At 69.9% G+C, this 15,423-nt stretch carries 17 protein-coding genes; 4 read left to right on the plus strand and 13 right to left on the minus strand.

The features are described from left to right. The first annotated feature begins 53 nt into the window (after positions 1 to 53). The gene (locus tag NE234_RS33540) at positions 54 to 1,295 is read left to right on the plus strand and encodes an undecaprenyl-diphosphate phosphatase (protein WP_252784909.1); all 1,242 of its coding nucleotides are present in this window, start codon (positions 54 to 56) and stop codon (positions 1,293 to 1,295) included. An 18-nt stretch (positions 1,296 to 1,313) separates the two neighbouring features. Here the strand turns inward: NE234_RS33540 and NE234_RS33545 are convergent, their stop codons facing one another. The 4 genes from NE234_RS33545 to NE234_RS33560 form a co-directional block, all read right to left on the minus strand. Next, positions 1,314 to 1,532: a hypothetical protein gene (locus tag NE234_RS33545; RefSeq protein ID WP_252784910.1), complete on the minus strand. Its 219-nt coding sequence runs from the start codon at positions 1,530 to 1,532 to the stop codon at positions 1,314 to 1,316. A gap of 424 nt (positions 1,533 to 1,956) precedes the next feature. Then, positions 1,957 to 2,766, minus strand: coding sequence for a hypothetical protein (locus NE234_RS33550; RefSeq protein ID WP_252784911.1), 810 nt, complete (start codon positions 2,764 to 2,766; stop codon positions 1,957 to 1,959). A gap of 220 nt (positions 2,767 to 2,986) precedes the next feature. Next, a complete protein-coding gene (locus NE234_RS33555; RefSeq protein WP_252784912.1) occupies positions 2,987 to 3,154 on the minus strand; it encodes a helix-turn-helix domain-containing protein in 168 nt (55 codons plus the stop codon). A 75-nt stretch (positions 3,155 to 3,229) separates the two neighbouring features. Further along, positions 3,230 to 4,525: a COG4705 family protein gene (locus NE234_RS33560; RefSeq protein ID WP_252784913.1), complete on the minus strand. Its 1,296-nt coding sequence runs from the start codon at positions 4,523 to 4,525 to the stop codon at positions 3,230 to 3,232. Positions 4,526 to 4,617: 92 nt separating this feature from the next. On the opposite strand from NE234_RS33560, the gene NE234_RS33565 reads away from it, so the two are divergent. Next, on the plus strand, positions 4,618 to 5,286 hold the full coding sequence (locus tag NE234_RS33565) for a response regulator transcription factor (protein WP_252784914.1): 669 nt from the start codon (positions 4,618 to 4,620) through the stop codon (positions 5,284 to 5,286). Beyond that, a complete protein-coding gene (locus NE234_RS45570; RefSeq protein WP_252784915.1) occupies positions 5,283 to 6,584 on the plus strand; it encodes a sensor histidine kinase in 1,302 nt (433 codons plus the stop codon). The genes NE234_RS33565 and NE234_RS45570 overlap by 4 nt, the downstream gene beginning before the upstream one ends. 407 nt (positions 6,585 to 6,991) lie before the next feature. Here the strand turns inward: NE234_RS45570 and NE234_RS33575 are convergent, their stop codons facing one another. From NE234_RS33575 to NE234_RS33600, 6 genes are all read right to left on the minus strand, one after another. Then, the gene (locus tag NE234_RS33575; RefSeq protein WP_252784916.1) at positions 6,992 to 7,909 is read right to left on the minus strand and encodes an NADP-dependent oxidoreductase; all 918 of its coding nucleotides are present in this window, start codon (positions 7,907 to 7,909) and stop codon (positions 6,992 to 6,994) included. Positions 7,910 to 7,967: 58 nt separating this feature from the next. Further along, a complete protein-coding gene (locus NE234_RS33580) occupies positions 7,968 to 9,173 on the minus strand; it encodes a PP2C family protein-serine/threonine phosphatase (protein WP_252784917.1) in 1,206 nt (401 codons plus the stop codon). Between the two features lie 353 nt (positions 9,174 to 9,526). Then, positions 9,527 to 9,775, minus strand: a complete 249-nt coding sequence (locus tag NE234_RS33585) for a hypothetical protein (RefSeq protein WP_252784918.1) — start codon at positions 9,773 to 9,775, stop codon at positions 9,527 to 9,529. A 78-nt stretch (positions 9,776 to 9,853) separates the two neighbouring features. Further along, positions 9,854 to 10,507, minus strand: a complete 654-nt coding sequence (locus NE234_RS33590) for a class I SAM-dependent methyltransferase (protein ID WP_252784919.1) — start codon at positions 10,505 to 10,507, stop codon at positions 9,854 to 9,856. 13 nt (positions 10,508 to 10,520) lie between these two features. Beyond that, entirely contained in the window at positions 10,521 to 11,867 is a 1,347-nt protein-coding gene (locus NE234_RS33595; protein WP_252784920.1) for a hypothetical protein, read from the minus strand. 157 nt (positions 11,868 to 12,024) lie between these two features. Further along, positions 12,025 to 12,291 (minus strand): hypothetical protein, encoded by a 267-nt coding sequence (locus NE234_RS33600; RefSeq protein WP_252784921.1) that lies wholly within the window; start codon positions 12,289 to 12,291, stop codon positions 12,025 to 12,027. 260 nt (positions 12,292 to 12,551) lie between these two features. Here NE234_RS33600 and NE234_RS33605 point away from each other — a divergent pair, with 260 nt between their 5' ends. Continuing rightward, positions 12,552 to 13,706, plus strand: coding sequence for a glycerate kinase (locus tag NE234_RS33605; protein WP_252784922.1), 1,155 nt, complete (start codon positions 12,552 to 12,554; stop codon positions 13,704 to 13,706). Positions 13,707 to 13,712: 6 nt separating this feature from the next. On the opposite strand, the gene NE234_RS33610 is transcribed toward NE234_RS33605, so the two are convergent. From NE234_RS33610 to NE234_RS33620, 3 genes are read right to left on the minus strand one after another with little or no spacing between them, the layout of a single operon-like run. Next, positions 13,713 to 14,510, minus strand: a complete 798-nt coding sequence (locus NE234_RS33610; protein WP_252784923.1) for an SAM-dependent methyltransferase — start codon at positions 14,508 to 14,510, stop codon at positions 13,713 to 13,715. 51 nt (positions 14,511 to 14,561) lie between these two features. Continuing rightward, complete coding sequence (locus tag NE234_RS33615) at positions 14,562 to 14,882, minus strand: hypothetical protein (protein ID WP_252784924.1); 321 nt, start codon at positions 14,880 to 14,882, stop codon at positions 14,562 to 14,564. After that, positions 14,821 to 15,393 carry a pyridoxal-dependent decarboxylase gene (locus tag NE234_RS33620; RefSeq protein ID WP_252784925.1) on the minus strand — a complete coding sequence of 191 codons (573 nt, stop codon included), beginning with the start codon at positions 15,391 to 15,393 and terminating at the stop codon, positions 14,821 to 14,823. The genes NE234_RS33615 and NE234_RS33620 overlap by 62 nt, the downstream gene beginning before the upstream one ends. Between the last annotated feature and the right edge of the window lie 30 nt (positions 15,394 to 15,423).

Consider the following 15,423-nt stretch of genomic DNA (forward strand, 5'->3'; position numbering starts at 1 on the left):
TCAACTGGCCGGCGGCCGACGGTCGCGGCTGCATCTCTTGCGCGAGGAAGTCGATGTCCCTTTCATATCCCGAGGCGATCGTGATCGGGGCGCTGCAAGGCGTCGCCGAACTGTTCCCGGTCTCCAGTCTGGGCCACAGCATCCTGATTCCCGCCCTGATCGGCGGCCGATGGGCAAGCGACCTCAGCGTCACCGCCGACAAGTCGCCGTACCTGGCGTTCGTCGTCGGATTGCATGTCGCCACCGCCCTGGCCTTGGTCCTGTTCTTCTGGCGAGACTGGGTACGCATCATCGGCGGGCTGTTCAGCTCGATCCGGAAGCGGCGGATTCAAAGCCCCAGCGAACGCCTCGCCTGGCTGCTGATCACCGCCACCATCCCCGTCGGCGTGGCCGGAGTCGCCCTCGACCACCTCTTCCGCACCATGCTCGGCAAGCCCACCCCCGTCGCCGTCTTCCTCGCCCTCAACGGTCTCGTCATCTTCGCCGGGGAGCGACTGAGAAAGAAAGGCGGCTCGACCGAGCACCTGCGGCAGCACGGCAACGTCAGCGTCACCGAGACCGTGCCCGACCTGCAGCTGTACGGGCTGAACATGGGGCAGCAGCACCTACGACAGCCCAACCCGCAGCAGCCCCACCAGCCTGCGGGACACCCTCCGCACGCCGGAGGCGGCTCCTACCCGGCGCAGCAGCCCTACTCGGGGCAGCATCGGCTCGCCCCCGAACGGCAGCCTCAGTCCGGGTATGAACGCCAGGGCGCCCCGTACGCCCAGCAGCCCCACGCACAGCCCCGTCAGGGCGGGCAGCCCGACCCGCAGGGCAGGTACCGCTCCGCCACGCCGTACGAGCCGGCGGTTGCCGCCTCCGTCGACCACGCCGACGCCGACGCCGACGCCAACCAGGCGTCCGACGAGCGGATCGCGGGACTCGGATTCCTGTCCGGGATCCTCATCGGTGCAGCGCAGATCCTCGCGCTCGCACCCGGCATCAGCCGCTCCGGCGTCACCATGATCGCCGGCCTGGCCAAGGGACTGTCCCATGAGGACGCCGCCCGCTTCGCCTTCCTGCTGGCCACACCCGCGATCCTCGGCGCCGGCGTGCTGAAACTCCCCGAACTGTTCGGGCCGATGGGCAACGGCATCCACGGCCAGATCCTCGTCGGAAGCCTGCTGTCCTTCGTCGGCGCCTACGTTTCGGTGCGGTTCCTCACCAAGTACTTCGAAACCCGCACCCTGACCCCGTTCGCCATCTACTGCACCCTGTTCGGCATCGGCAGTCTCGTCTACCTCAACATCTGAAGCACGACATCCGGCCGATCAGTCTTCGTCGCCATCGTCAAGGTCCACGCGCACGTTCGCATGCCGGCCGGCGCGCCACCAGGCGTGGATGCTGCAAGCGGTGAAGATGAGGCCGAGATAGCTGGTGAGAACGCCGTACGCGAGCGTGGCGGTGTGGGTGAGCGCGCCGATACCGGCCAGGAGCGTCCGGCCGTCCCAGCCGAGGCCGGCGCGGAAGACCCAGGCGGCGGGCGACATTCACTGCTGGGTGCGGTAGACCGTGTCGTAGTGGTGGTAGGCCAGGACGCCCAGCAGGGCGTACACCAGCGGTTCGGGAACGCCGTGGGCGAGCCCCAGGGCGGCGAGATCGGCCTACTCGATGATGCGGATGACGGGGGGCGCGAGCCAGTCCAGCTTGCCGGTGTGCGGATGGGTCGAGCCTGACCCGGCCGGCAGCAGCACCAGCGCCGGGGCGAGCAGTGTGGGGCTGTCGCGGTCGCCGAACTCCGCTGATCAGCACGACCACGCTGACGATCGTGACCACGATCAGTGGCGGCAACGGCGGTACATGCCCGCGGGCCGGCCGTCCCAGTGCCTGGGCGATCGGGCACTGTGTGACTCGGTGCCGGTCTTCGGCCGGAGCGGCTCTGCGTCGGAAACGACACGGGGGAACTGAATAGGTTTACGATCGGGGATCCGCCACCGTGCGGAGACTCAGGATGTCCTTCGCGGCGGAGGCGGGAGACCACTTTCCGGAGCTGGCCGTCCAGGTTTCGCCGCCGAACGTCACCTGCTTGACGCCGAGCCGCACCGCGTGGGCGACGAGCCAGCTGCTGAACGCCCAGCCGCGGGCGGGGCCGTCGCTGCCGCTGATGCTCGGGGTACCGAGTTCGGCGAGCGCGGTCGACCTCAGCGTGGCCGTTGCCGTGGTGATCGCGAGATTGTGACAACTCAGTGCGGCGGCCCGCTCGCCGGTGAGGGCGCTCGCGACGGCCCGCGCCTCCGGCTCCCATTTGGCGTACGCCTCCGGCGTCGCCGAATGCTGGACGCGCTGGGCGGCCTGGGTGATGCTGATCGTCATCCAGCCGGGCTGCTGCCGCAGATGTTCGTAGAACGCCGTACTCGCGTGCACCGGGTCGACGACCTGGCTGTAGGTCCCCCAGCCTTCGCTCGGGCGCTGCTGGAAAAGCCCGGCGGAGTCCCGGTCCCCGCTGGACAGGTTCACGAGCTGTGACTCTTGCAGCGCCGTGGCGATCGCGACGGACACGGCATGGTCAGGGACACCCATCCGCAGGCCGACGCCCGCGATCGTCGCGGCATTGTCGGCCTGCGTGGTCGTGAGCGTGTAGTCACCCGAACCCGTGCCCGACACGGCGGTGACCGTGCAACCCGGCCCGGGCTTGACGATGCGGTACACGTACCAGCCGGCCGCCGAACCGATGACGAGGAGAAGGATGACACCGACCGCGACACCCAGACGAGCACTCGACATCAGCAGGCGTCCTCACCGTAGGAGACGGAGCGATCTACTACTCGGATAGTAGCAACGCCCCCCAAAACGGCACACAACAGCCACGATTACTCGTCCGCGGAGTGTGACGATCAGCGGCATGGCGGCGTGAGAATTTGCTGCGAGTTTCGACCGGTGCGTCGCCACGCGACGCCCAGCGTCTTGGTCGAGCCGAACCAGCGCTCGTCCCACACGCCGGCCATCAGATCCGGCGGCTGACCGCCTTCCCGGCATCGGCGGCCAGCCGCCTGAGCAGGTCGAACTCCCTGGCCCGGAGCGCAATCTCCCACCCGGCGACGAAGCACCGGCGGGCGCCGGGTGTCCACCATGAGACCACCGATCCGCACTTCGGGCGCGCCGGGGTCTTCATGGGCTTCTACCGTCGGCCGCCCGTACCGGCCACCCCGCGGGACAGAAGGGTGATCCGCCTACTTCACGCGCCCATTCAGAAGCGGTCGCTCTTGAAGTCGGCCAGCAGGACCTTGAGTTGCTTCTCCTGCTTGGCGGCTGGGGCCGGCTTGATGTGGCCGTGGTCGATGGCGTACGTCTTGAGGACCGCGTCCATCTGATTGTCGAGCAGGGTCCAGGTCTTCTTGTTGACCGCCTGCAGCGAGGTGGCGTCGGCGTCCCAGTCATCGCGCATCTTCTGCACGGTGGCGTGGGAGGCTGCGGCCTTCCCGGCCCGGTCCTGGGCGATCGCCGACTGGGCCAGGTTCTCGTACTTCGTCACTGCGGCGGTCGTCTGGTCGCCGGTCATGGGCGGCTTCGGGCAGGCCGGCATCGTCTCGCTCTGGCCGGTCGGGTCGCAGGTGACGTGGGGCTGGTCGTGGGCCCAGACCATCAGCGCGGCGGTGCCGGCGGCGATCACGCCGAAGGCTCCCAGCGCGATGCGCTCCCGGCGCGGGTTGGTGGTGACCGACGGCGCGTGCGTCGCCTCGTAGGCCTCGGCGACGTCGCTGCGGCTGATCGACAGGTAGATGACCGTCGCGAGGATGGCGCCGAGGAAGATCAGGCTCGTGATGAAGGTGCCCAGGCCGAGTCCGACCGGGTCGCCGGGGTTGGCCGCGACCTTCGGGGAGGCGAGCCAGTCACCGATGTTGGCGCCGAGCGGGCGGGTGAGGATGTAGGCCAGCCAGAACGAAAGCACCGGGTTGGCGCCGAACTTCCACAGGCCGGTGATCAACGCGATGAGGCCCAGCGGCAGGAACACCGACTGCGCGGGCGTCCAGTTGGTCAGCTCCAGCGTCCAGTCGCCGGTGGCGGTGCCCAGCGCGAACGTCACCAGGACGGTCAGCCAGTAGAACGCCTCACGCGGGAAGGTGGTGATGCTGTGGATCGACAGGGTCCGCTCGCGCAGCCACCAGACTCCGAAGACGATGGCCAGCAGGACCGAGAAGACCGTCGAGCTCAGCCACAGCGGGACATGCTGCTTATCGGTGAGCATGTCGGTGTACAGCGTGCCGGTGACGCTGACCACCACCACGGTCAGCCAGTACGGGAACGGGCTGTACCGCTTCGTACGGAACTGGACCGTTAGCACGACCGCGAATACCGCGGTGAACAACAGCATGGTGTTGGTCAGGCCGAAGCCGAGGGTTTCGTTGATGTAGTCGGCGAAACTCTCGCCGACGGTCGTGCAGAGGATCTTGATGATCCAGAACCAGACTGTGACCTCAGGCACCTTGTTGAGCATCTGCCGGCCGGTCGGTTCGCCCATCCGGATCTGCTGGGTTGTTGTCATCGGGGAAGGCTGGCATGGCTTGCCTGAACAGAACCTGAGCGCTTCGGCAGGCAGGTGGGCTCAGGTTACGGGAAGGTCCGTAACCTGACGATGTGACCATCCACCGCGTCCTGGTCGTCGAGGACGACCACGGACTTCGTGACGTTCTCGCCCGGGGCCTGCGCGAGGAGCATTTCGAGGTGTTGACAGCCGCGGACGGCGCAGGCGCGCTGCGGACGATAGATGACCAGGTCGACGCGGTCGTGCTGGACATCGGGTTGCCCGACTCCGATGGCAGGGACGTCTGTCAGGCCATGCGCGCTGCCGGGTTGGACATGCCGGTCATCTTCTTGACCGCTCGTGATGGCCTCACGTCCCGGCTTTCGGGCTTCTCCGCGGGCGGTGACGACTATCTCGCCAAGCCCTTCCACCTGGCCGAACTCGCCGCCAGGGTCCGCGCGGTGCTGCGCAGAGCCGGTCGCGAGGCGGTCACCGAGGTCGACGGGCTGCGGCTGGATCCGGTCGCACACGTGCTGAAGACCGCGGATGGCACACAGATACCCCTTACACCCACCGAGTTCCGGCTGCTGGCCTCCTTGATGGCGGCCCCTGGGGCGGTCGTCCGGCGCCATGCCCTGGTGCTCTCGGCCTGGCCCGAAGGCGCCCAAGTCAGTGACAACACCCTCGACCAGTACTTGACGCGCCTGCGCCGTAAGCTCCGTGACGCCGGGTGTGAGCGGGGCATCAGCACCGTACGCGGCGTCGGCTACCGATTCACGTGAGGGCCCTCACGCCGGCGACTCTACGCGGCCGCCTCGCTCTGCTCGCGCTGACCACGACGGCGATCTGGGTCACGCTGCTCACCGTCATCTTCAACATGGCGCTTCACGCACAGCTGCGTAGACAGTCTGATGACCTGCTGCGGACTCGCGCGACGGCCGTGGCAGCGACCCTGCAGACCTGGCCGGACGGCCATATCCGAGTGCTGGAACCCTCCGACGACCGTGCTTTGGACGTCGGAGTCTGGATCTACCAGGGCCACACGGCCATCGAGCGCCCCAGAGCACCCAAAGGGCTGCAGGCGAGTGCGGACCGCATGGCCGGGCAGCGCAAGACCTTCATGGATATCAAGACGCCGTACGCCTGGAGGGTCTACTCGCTGCCGGTGATGTCCGGAGGCCGGCGGGTGGGCACGGTGGTCAGCGCGGTTGATCTTGACCCCTACAGCGACCTGGCCCGTCTGGTGCTGGCCGGTTCCGCCATCCTCGGCCTGCTGTTGCTCTTCGGCGTCTACCTGCTGACTCGCGCGGTCGTTCGCGGTGCCCTCCGGTCGGTAACACAGATGAGCGAGCAGGCCACGCAATGGGGAGAGCACGGAACCCATCACCGGTTCGGCGGGGAAGACCGTCCTGCCGAACTCGCCGGGCTGGCGAGAAACCTTGATCAGCTACTCGATCGGCTCTCCGCCGTCCTCCGCCACGAACAACAACTCACCGCTGAACTCTCCCACGAACTACGGACCCCGCTGGCGCGGATCACTGCGGAGATCGACTGGCTGATCGCGCGAAACCGCACCGCCGCCGAACGAGACACCTCACATCAAGCGATCGCGGCGAGCGCGGCCACCATGCAGCAGATCTGTGAGTCCCTTCTCACCATCCCCACCGATCGCATCCGTGACCGATGCTCGCTCCTCCACCTGGCCCGTGACCTGGCCGAGCGCAACACGGAGGGGCCGTCGATCGTGGTAACCGGTAAGAATGTGACGGCTGGGGTACCCGCGAACCTGGTCGAGCGGATCCTCATGCCACTGCTGAACAACGCACGCCGCTACGCGCGTACCCAGATCACCGTAGAGTGCACGGCCGACGTGGAGATCATCGTCACCGATGACGGTCCCGGCGTACCGGTGGAACTCCGTAACGCAGTGTTCGAACCGGGCCGGCGCGCCAACCCCGACGACGGTCACGACGGCGTCGGCCTCGGGCTCGCGCTCGCTCGACGCCTGGCCCGGACCGCTGACGGAGACATCGCCATCGACGCGGCCGGACGGTTCGTCATCTCCCTGCCCCGCGGCTGATCACCCCGATCCCGGTCAGGGCTTCCCGCTGATCCTCAGGGAGACCGGGAGGAACCGTGGGAAGGCATCTCCGGATCAGCCAGCAGGGCGGTCACCGGTTTGGACGTCATCGAGGTCCCGTTGTCGGAATGGGTGGTTCCGGGAACGATCCCCCCGTTGGGGACGAAAGAGTTCTGCATGAACCGCTCGGTCAGCTCACCCGACTCACGCAGCTCCGTGGGTGCTCGTATGCCGCGGTACCGCCTGGCAGCACCCGGTACGCCGTCGGGCCGATATGCCATGAAGCGAATGGCGAACGCGGACCAAACGGCACAGCAGCACTGTGGAACAGGACGCGGTAGCGCGTTGAGTAGGGCCGGCCCCTGACCACGTCCACTGATGGCCCGACCTTCTCGGACACGCTCTCCTCATGGACGAACGTGGATGATCGTCTTTCCCTTGCGGCGCTCGGTCGGGTTGAGGGCCGCAACGGCGTTGTCGAGGGTCACGATGTCGCCGATGTTCGTCCGCAGTCGTCCGTCCCGCACCCGCTGCACGATCTCGCCCAGTTGGGCGCGATCGGACTCGACAACGAAGTCGACCGCCACGCCGTCGGCGGGCCGTACCTCGGTCGGCCCGACGACGGACACCAGCGTTCCTCCGGCTCGAACCAGGCCTGCGGAACGCCTCTGGACGTCGCCGCCGATGACGTCGAACACCAGGTCGACGCTGCCGACGTCCTCCAGCGCGTCGTTCTCAAGGTCGATGAACTCTCGCGCGCCGAAGTCGAGCGTCTTCTGGCGGTCGGCCGCGCGTCCGGTGCCGATGACGTAGGCCCCGAACTCGCGTGCGAGCTGCGTCACCATCGTCCCGACCGCGCCGGCCGCGCCGTGCACCAGAACGGTCTGCCCCGCCTGAAGACGGCCGTGTTCGAACAGCCCCTGCCATGCGGTCAAGCCCGAGATCGGCAGGCTCGCGCCCACGGTGAAGTCGACGTCGCCCGGCAGCGGTGCGAGGTTGCGCGCCTCGACCGCCACGTACTCCGCCAGGGTGCCGTCGCGATACCAGTCCGTGATGCCGAACACCCGCTGTCCCACCGACAGCCCCGTCGTGCCATAGCCGAGCGCGGCGACCACTCCGGCCACCTCGTGCCCGGGGACCGACGGTGTCCGGTCACGGCCGGCGCGATCGGTCCAGGTCGAGGGCCACTCCATCTCAGTCGGGACGAACCCCGACGCATGAACCCGCACCACGACGTCGTTGATCGCTGCCGGCGGCTCGGGCCGCTCCACCAGCGTCATCCCGGCCGTCCCCGCAGCCTGGTCCCTCACCACGATCGCCTTCATGGGAATTGTCTCCTCGGTCATTCGTCTCTTCGGTGGAATGAGTTGTTCACCGGCGTGATCAGCCCGAGGGCCGGCACCCCTCGGACACGGCTTCGAAGACGAGTGAGGCCGCCCCGGCCGCCGGCGGCTCCTCGCGCCGAATCGCGATCACGGCCATGTCGTCGCACAACGCGCCGGGTACGTACTCACCCAGATCCGCCGCGATCTTCTGTACGAGAGCCTGCGGATCGCGGTCGGACCAGGCCGCGACCCGCTGGGCCAGGGGATAGAAGGTCCGCTCCAGGTTCCGGGCCTCGGTGAGGCCGTCGGTGTAGAGCAACAGCAGGTCGCCCATTTCGAAGGGAAAGGCCTCCACGGTGTAGGAGTCGAGGTCACCCAGCCCGAACGGCGGCGCGGGCTGGGACACCTGCAACGGCGACGCCTTACCGTCGTGGAGCAGCAACGGCGGCGGATGCCCACGGCTGACCAGGCGTACGACGGGTTCGTCGTCCGGTATGTCCACCACCACCGCCGTGACGAACCGCTCACCGGCGTCCACGCCGGCGCCGGAGAACTCCGCCGTTCCCCAGCGGATACTCTCCTCCAGGTCGGCGACCATCTTCTGGGGCGACGTCCGGAGCCGCGCGGAGGCACGGAAGGCCTCCAGCATGATCGCGGTCTCGCTGATCGAGGCGAGTCCCTTGCCTCGTACGTCGCCGATCAGCACGCGGGTGGAGTCCGCGGTGCGGGTGACGGCGTACAGATCACCGCCGAGGTCGGTGTCGGCCTCGGCTGCGTGGTACGCCGACGCGATCGAGACCGGCCCGGACCGCTCCGGCAACGGGCGCAGGACAACCCGCTGCGTCGCCTTGGAGATCGACCGCACTCGCATCAGGTCCCGCTCGTACCGCTCCCGCAGGTGGCAGAACATCACCATGCACCCCGACAGCACCACCAGTGCCATGAGTTTCACGATCACCTCCTCGGTGGTCAGGGTGCCGCGGTCCAGCGCGGCGACGATCTCCGCAGCGACCGCCCCTACGCCGATCATTGCGGTGACCAGCGCCGATGCGAAGGTCGCGGTAATGGCGGCCGCCACGAACAGCGTCGGAGCGAGATGAACGTAGGGCGGCGTCACGTGGTCGATCGCCGGGACGGCCAGGACCAGGCACACGGAGATCACGAGCAGTGCTCGTCTCGGTAGCCGCGTCCCCGGCAGCGCCGGCGTGTGCAGGGACAGCCCGGCGAGACCGGCATCACGGTCTCGAACAGTGCTGGCTCGCATACAGGTCCTTACTGGGGAGGGGATGATTCGAGCGCGCAGCCCCTGCAGACGCAGCACTCATGGCGGCTCGTCATCGAGGCGATGCGTCACCCCGTTCTGGGTTCTCATCAGGGAGACGAGGTAGTCCCTCCGAACGTGACAGCTCAGACGCGCACAAGTTTGTCCGGGTTGATGACCCTGCGGTACGCGGTGATCAGACCGTCTGTGATCTGAACCCCCCGATTCCATGACCACAACCCTATGAACAGGGAGAACACCCCCTAGGGACCTGGTCCGACCCCTCAGAACCGACCGCCCGGATGGTCAACGGACGTGGGCCGCGGACGGCACGGGGACGGCGACGCCGTGAGTCATCAGAGGCGGGTGTCGGCCAGGGGCTGCGGTGAACGAAGACACAAGACGCGGGAGAACACGGCCGGATGGCGTGGGATCATCGCCGAGTTCGCGACGACGATTCTGCGAGTGGATTCAGGCGGCGTTGCGCCGTTCGGCCCGATCGATGGCGCAGGTATGGCGTTGACCAGGCCGATGTGGGTGAAACGCCCGGCAGTGCCGAGCGGTTCGCCATCGGATGGACCGGCCTCCTCGGCCGGCCGGCCCACGTCGTTGGTATACGCGGCGGCGTTCGAACTACACCATTGACCGGCAACCGGCTCTCCGCCGTCCGATCGCCCCGGGGGTCAGGAGACCGCGGGCCTGCGGAACTCCGCGCGCCAGCGGCGTACGGGCGGGTCCTCGTCGTCGAGGAGATCCTCGATCCGCACGGCGGGCAGGGGGAACGACTCGATCTCGGCGCGGGTCAGCGGCCAGGGCATCCGGCCCGGATCGTCGCTCTCCTCCCTGGCGCGGGCGATCACGAGCAGCGTGCCGCCCGGGGCGACCAGGTCGGCGGTGTTGGCGATGGCGTGCTCGCGTGCGTCCCCGCGCAGCACCTGGACCGTGTAGCTCTCCACGACGAGGTCGAAGGCGCGCCGCCACTGCGGGGGAGGTGCGAGCAGGTCCGCCGTCCGGTACCGCACGCGGGAGCCCGGGAAACGGGACCGGGCCCGCGCGACGGCCGTTCCGGAGACGTCGAAGGCGGTCACGTCATGACCGAGCCCGGCGAGGTACTCGGCGTCGTCGCCCAGCCCGCAGCCGACGACGACCGCGCGCCCCGACCCCGGACGCGCCCAGGCCCGCAGCAGCGGGTTCGGCTCCAGATCGGCCCAGGGGACCGCCGTCTCCCCGCGTTCGGCCGCCGCGTACAGTCGCTCGAACCACCCGGTGGCGTCGCCCTCGGCGATCGACTCGGCGGCCAGCCGCCGCGCGTATGCCCGCTGCTCATCGACGTTCATCGCGGTGACCCCGTCAGGACGTGGGGCAGGCGGGGAACAGCCCGCGCGTGCCGGAGGGATAGGCGGTCGCGTCGGTGAACCGGCAGCCGAAGTCGGGCCGCGCGACCATCGCCGGGTCGGTGACCGGGTCGCCGGCCGGCCGGGGACCGCCCTGCACCCAGCGGGCCAGGTCGTCCCAGGCCTGCCCGGCCTCGGTGGGCGAGAACTCGCAGTGCTGCGCGGTCCGGATGGCGCGCTGCACGACGAGCCCGGACCGGCGGGAACGGGCGGCCTCCGCCCCGTAGATCTCCTCCATCGAGAACGGCACGAACATGTCGCCCAGGCCGTGCAGGGTCACGACCTTCGCGGTGGGGAGCCCGAAGATCCGCGGGATCTGGGACAGCCGCGGGGAGTACCGGTCGGCCGGGTCGGCGGGGCGGACCCGCTGCACGGTGGCGTTCACGTCCACCGGGGTGTTCGGCGTGTACCGCGTGGCGGCGTTGCCGGCGACCTGCGCGGGGTTCTGCGCCAGGCTCGTGCCGGCCGCCGGTGCGCCCAGGCTGAACAGGTAGTCCTTCCAGATCGGGAAGGCGGCCTCGGCGCCCGGGCGGGGTCCGCCCGACCGGTCGATCGTGATGGCCCGCAGTTGCCTGCCGAGGTCGTTGGCGGTGTCCGGGCCGCCCGGCTTCAGGCTTCCGAGCCCGAGCGCCTGCTCGATCCTGGGCACGGCGTTCGTCAGGTAGTCGGCCGGTGGGGGATAGGCGCGCACGCCGGCCAGGTCCTGCGCCACCAGGTTGTAGTCCAGGAAGAAGTCGAAGAGCCGGTCGTCGCCCAGCACCCCGCACATCGGCAGCGCGCCGGAGTAGAAGCCCGGATACTGCTCGATCGACCGGCCGATCACATGGCCGCCCATGGACACGCCCGCGATGTAGGTGCGGCGCGGGCGGCGCTGGAGCCGGGCGAACAGGTCGGCGAGGTCGCGGGTCTCCACGACTCCGGAGCGCACGTCGTAGTCGTTGTCGGCGTACGAGGACGCGGCCCAGGCGTAACCCTCGCCGATCAGCTTCTGCCGCAGGCCGAAGGCGGGCGGGTCGACGGTCAGCGTCGTCGTCGCGCCGCGGTAGCCGTGCGCCCACATCACCAGCTCGCCGTTCCAGTGCGGCGGGACCTCGATGTCGTACGCGGCGTGGTGGAACACGCCCTGGCGCACCGTCGTCGTCCGGCCGTCCACCGCCAGTGGCGGCAGCGCGGGGTTGCTGATCGTGTACGGCGGAAGCGGCCAGTCGTCGGGGATCGTCCCGGCGGCAGCGGCCGGAGCGGTGCCGAGCGACACGGCGACGGCGGCGGCGGAGAAGAGGGAGGCGAGCCGGCGAAGACGCATGGACGATCTCCTCGAGGGCAGCCGTCGTGACCCGAGAGGACCGGGTCACCGGGAACGGCCGGCGCGCCGTCGTCGGCGGGCGTTCACCGGTCGGACTTCGCACCTTAGAGGCGCGGCCGGGGCGACGGCAAGATCGTTGTCCGCTTCGCGCCGGACGTCAGTGCATGCCGCTCAGCATCATGATGATGAGGACCAGAATGTGGCCGAGGACGACGAACCCGATGACGAACATGAACACGAACTTGGCGGGACCGTGCTCAAAGACCTTGCCCTCCTTGAGGGGCTTCCGCCCGGCCTGGCGCTTGGCGAGGCGCTCCGCGAACTTCTCCTCGTAGGACCTCTTGCGCGGAGTCGGCTGCTCGCCGGTGGTCGGCTGCTCGCCGGTGGTCGATTGCTCGCCGGTGGTGAGCTGGTCGCCGGTCATCGATGAAACTCCAATCGTCGCTGCCAGAGAGGTTAACAACCGCGGCTCACCGGCGATTCCGGTCACGGGCCCTGTCGGCCCTGCTCAGCGGTCCGGAGGCGGCGGCGACGGGGCGGGGTGGGAACGGGGCGGGCGGCGGCGGCCGGGCCCGGGTCAGGGTGGCCGGACGACCGGGCCGTCGATCCGTGCGGAAGGACTCGGACGAGACTGGATAATCGGCGGCACAAGATCGTGATTCCGGTCCGGTGAGAAGGGAATCCATGAGCAGCCACGTCGTCATCGCACCCGACAAGTTCAAAGGGTCGCTGACCGCTCCCGAGGTGGCCGCGCGCGTCGCAGCCGGGCTGCGTCGCGTCCATCCGGAGGTCCTGCTGATGACCATGCCGGTCGCGGACGGCGGTGACGGCACCGTGGACGCCGCGGTCGCCGCCGGATTCACCCGGCGCCGCGCCGTCGTCGGCGGGCCGACCGGCCAGCCCGTCACGGCGTCCTACGCGATCCGCGACGATACCGCCGTCGTCGAACTGGCCGAGGCGTCCGGGCTGCGTGTGCTGCCCGGCGGCGTGCCCGCGCCGCTGACCGCCTCAAGCCACGGCACCGGCGAGCTGATCGCCGCGGCGGTAGCGGACGGGGCGCGTCAGGTCGTCCTCGGCCTGGGCGGCAGCGCCTGTACCGACGGCGGCGCGGGCATGGCCGCCGCCCTGGGCGCCCGCCTCCTCGACTCCCAGGGCCGCGACCTCCCGCCGGGCGGCGCCGCGCTGCGGGACCTGGACGCCGTCGACACGTCCGCGCTGACCGACCGGCTGCGCGGGGTCACCGTCGTGGTGGCGGGCGACGTCGACAGCCCGCTGCTCGGGCCGGACGGCGCCGCCCGCGTGTTCGCGCCGCAGAAGGGGGCCGGCCCGGACGAGGTCGAGATCCTCGAGGCGGGGCTGACCCGCCTGGACGCGGTCGTCCGCCGTGACCTCGGTCTCGTGATGGCCGGGCTCCCGGGGGCCGGTGCGGCGGGCGGGGTGGGGTTCGGCGCGCTGGCGTTCCTGTCCGCCCGGATGGAGCCGGGCATCGCCTACCTGCTCGACCTGCTCGGCTTCGCCGCCCGGCTCGACGGCGCGCGGCTCGTGGTGACGGGGGAGGGTTCCCTGGACGCCCAGAGCCTGCGCGGCAAGGCGCCGGTGGGCGTGGCGCAGGCGGCCCGGCGGGCGGGGGTGCCGGTCGTCGCCGTGTCCGGGCGGCGGGCGCTGAGCGACGAGCAGCTCCGCGCCGCGGGGTTCGCCCGCGCGTTCGCGCTCACCGATCTGGAACCCGACCCGGACCGCTGCATGGAGGACGCGGGCCCGTTGCTCGAACGGCTCGCCGAGGAGATCGGCCGGACCGTGCTGGAGGAACCGCTGAGCCGCCGGGAGCCGACCTGCTGACCGCGCTCAGGAGCCTGCGGACGACGACGTCCCGAGCCGGCCCACGCCGGCCAGCAGCCGCCCCTGGGTCTCCGGGCCATCGGCCCGCCACCTGGCGACATGGACGATGCCGGGGTCGACGACGTCGAAGCCGGTGAACAGCCGCTCGATCTCCGCACGGGAGCGGATCACGGCGGGGGCGCTAGCCTTGGCGTAGGCGTTCTCTATCCGTTCGCGCTGATCCGGGCTGAGTCCTTCGTGCGTGCCGGTGGACAGGGCGAGGAAGCTGCCGGGCGCCATGGCCTCCCGCAGCGTCGCGATCACCTCTTCGCCCTCCGGGACGAAGTGGAGGACGGCGACGGCGAGCAGGCCGACCGGCCGGTCGAGGTCGAGCAGCCGCTTGACGGCCGGGTCGCCCAGGATCTCGCCGGGGCGGCGGATGTCGGCGCGCACGGTGGCGACCCGGTCGTCGGTGGCGCGGAACGCCTGGTTGTGCGCGAACACGATCGGGTCGTTGTCGACGTAGACGACGCGTGCCGCCGGGCGGATCTCGCGGGCGACCTCGTGGACGTTCGGCGAGGTCGGGATGCCCGTGCCCAGGTCGAGGAACTGCTCGATCCCCTGTTCCGCCAGGTAGGCCACCGCGCGTACGAGGAAGTCACGGTTGGCGCGTACGAGCTCCCGCTGCTCGGGGTGGGCGGCGATGACCTTCTCGGCCGCCTCCCGGTCGGCGGCGAAGTTGTCCTTGCCGCCCAGCCAGTAGTCGTACATGCGAGCGGGGGACGGCGTGTGGACGTCGATGACGTCGTGAATCCGTTCCTCCATGATCGACAAGCCTAGAGGGTCGACCCGACAAAGAGTAATGACCCTGGTAAATCATGGCCACCTTGGGCCACCCTCAAGGCCGTCTCGACGCGTCCTGCCGCTCGCGAACGGGGCCTCGTTCCCTGGCGGGAACGTCCGCCCCAGCTCGTCGGCGACCTCCAGGACCGTCTTGACGACGTCGGGGGTGGTGCGGAAGTTCACGAAGCACGCGCGCAGGCAGGTGCGGCCGTCGACGATGGCCGGTGCGAGGTAGACGCGGCCGTCGGCCTGCATGGCGCGGGCGAGCCGTTCGTTGTGGGCGTCGAGCTCGTCATCGCCGACCCCGGGCGGGACGTGCCGGAAACCGGCCGGCGACCCCCTCCTCGCGGGCACCCGGCAGTGCCTGCTCCCGCGCCGCGAGCAGGGCGGTCAGGTTGGAGGTCTGACCCCCGCTGGTGAAGTGTCCCTCTCCCAGCGGGAAGCCGACGAAGTCGGCCACCCAGCGCACGGCCTGCCGGTCGAGGAGGTCCGCGGCCCCGGCGGCGGTGGCCAGGTTCGCGTCATAGGCGGCGGACAGCGCCGAGGCCAGCACGCTCACCTCCAGGCCGCTGGAGCCGACATAGGCGAGGAACAGCGGTCGCGAGGGCGACACGCTGGCCTCCAGGATGTTCACCGCGTCGTCCAGCGCGGCCCGCGCGTCGTCCGGCCGCTCCGGCAGCGCGGCTCGCAGGCGCCCGGCCAGGTCCGCGTCGACCTCCGGCTCACACGGCCGCGGGCGGTCGAACGACTCCCACGCCGCGGTCAGGTAGCGGGACAGGTCCTGGAGGATCTCCTGCCGGTCGGCGAGGGCCGAAGGCGAGGCGGCAACCGATTCCGGAAGGGTCTTATCGGTAGAAAGAGTCATGCCGAAACCGTGGCGCCCTCATGGGCATCG

Source organism: Actinoallomurus rhizosphaericola (genome assembly GCF_024055675.1).
GTDB classification, from domain to species: Bacteria; Actinomycetota; Actinomycetes; order Streptosporangiales; family Streptosporangiaceae; genus Actinoallomurus; species Actinoallomurus soli.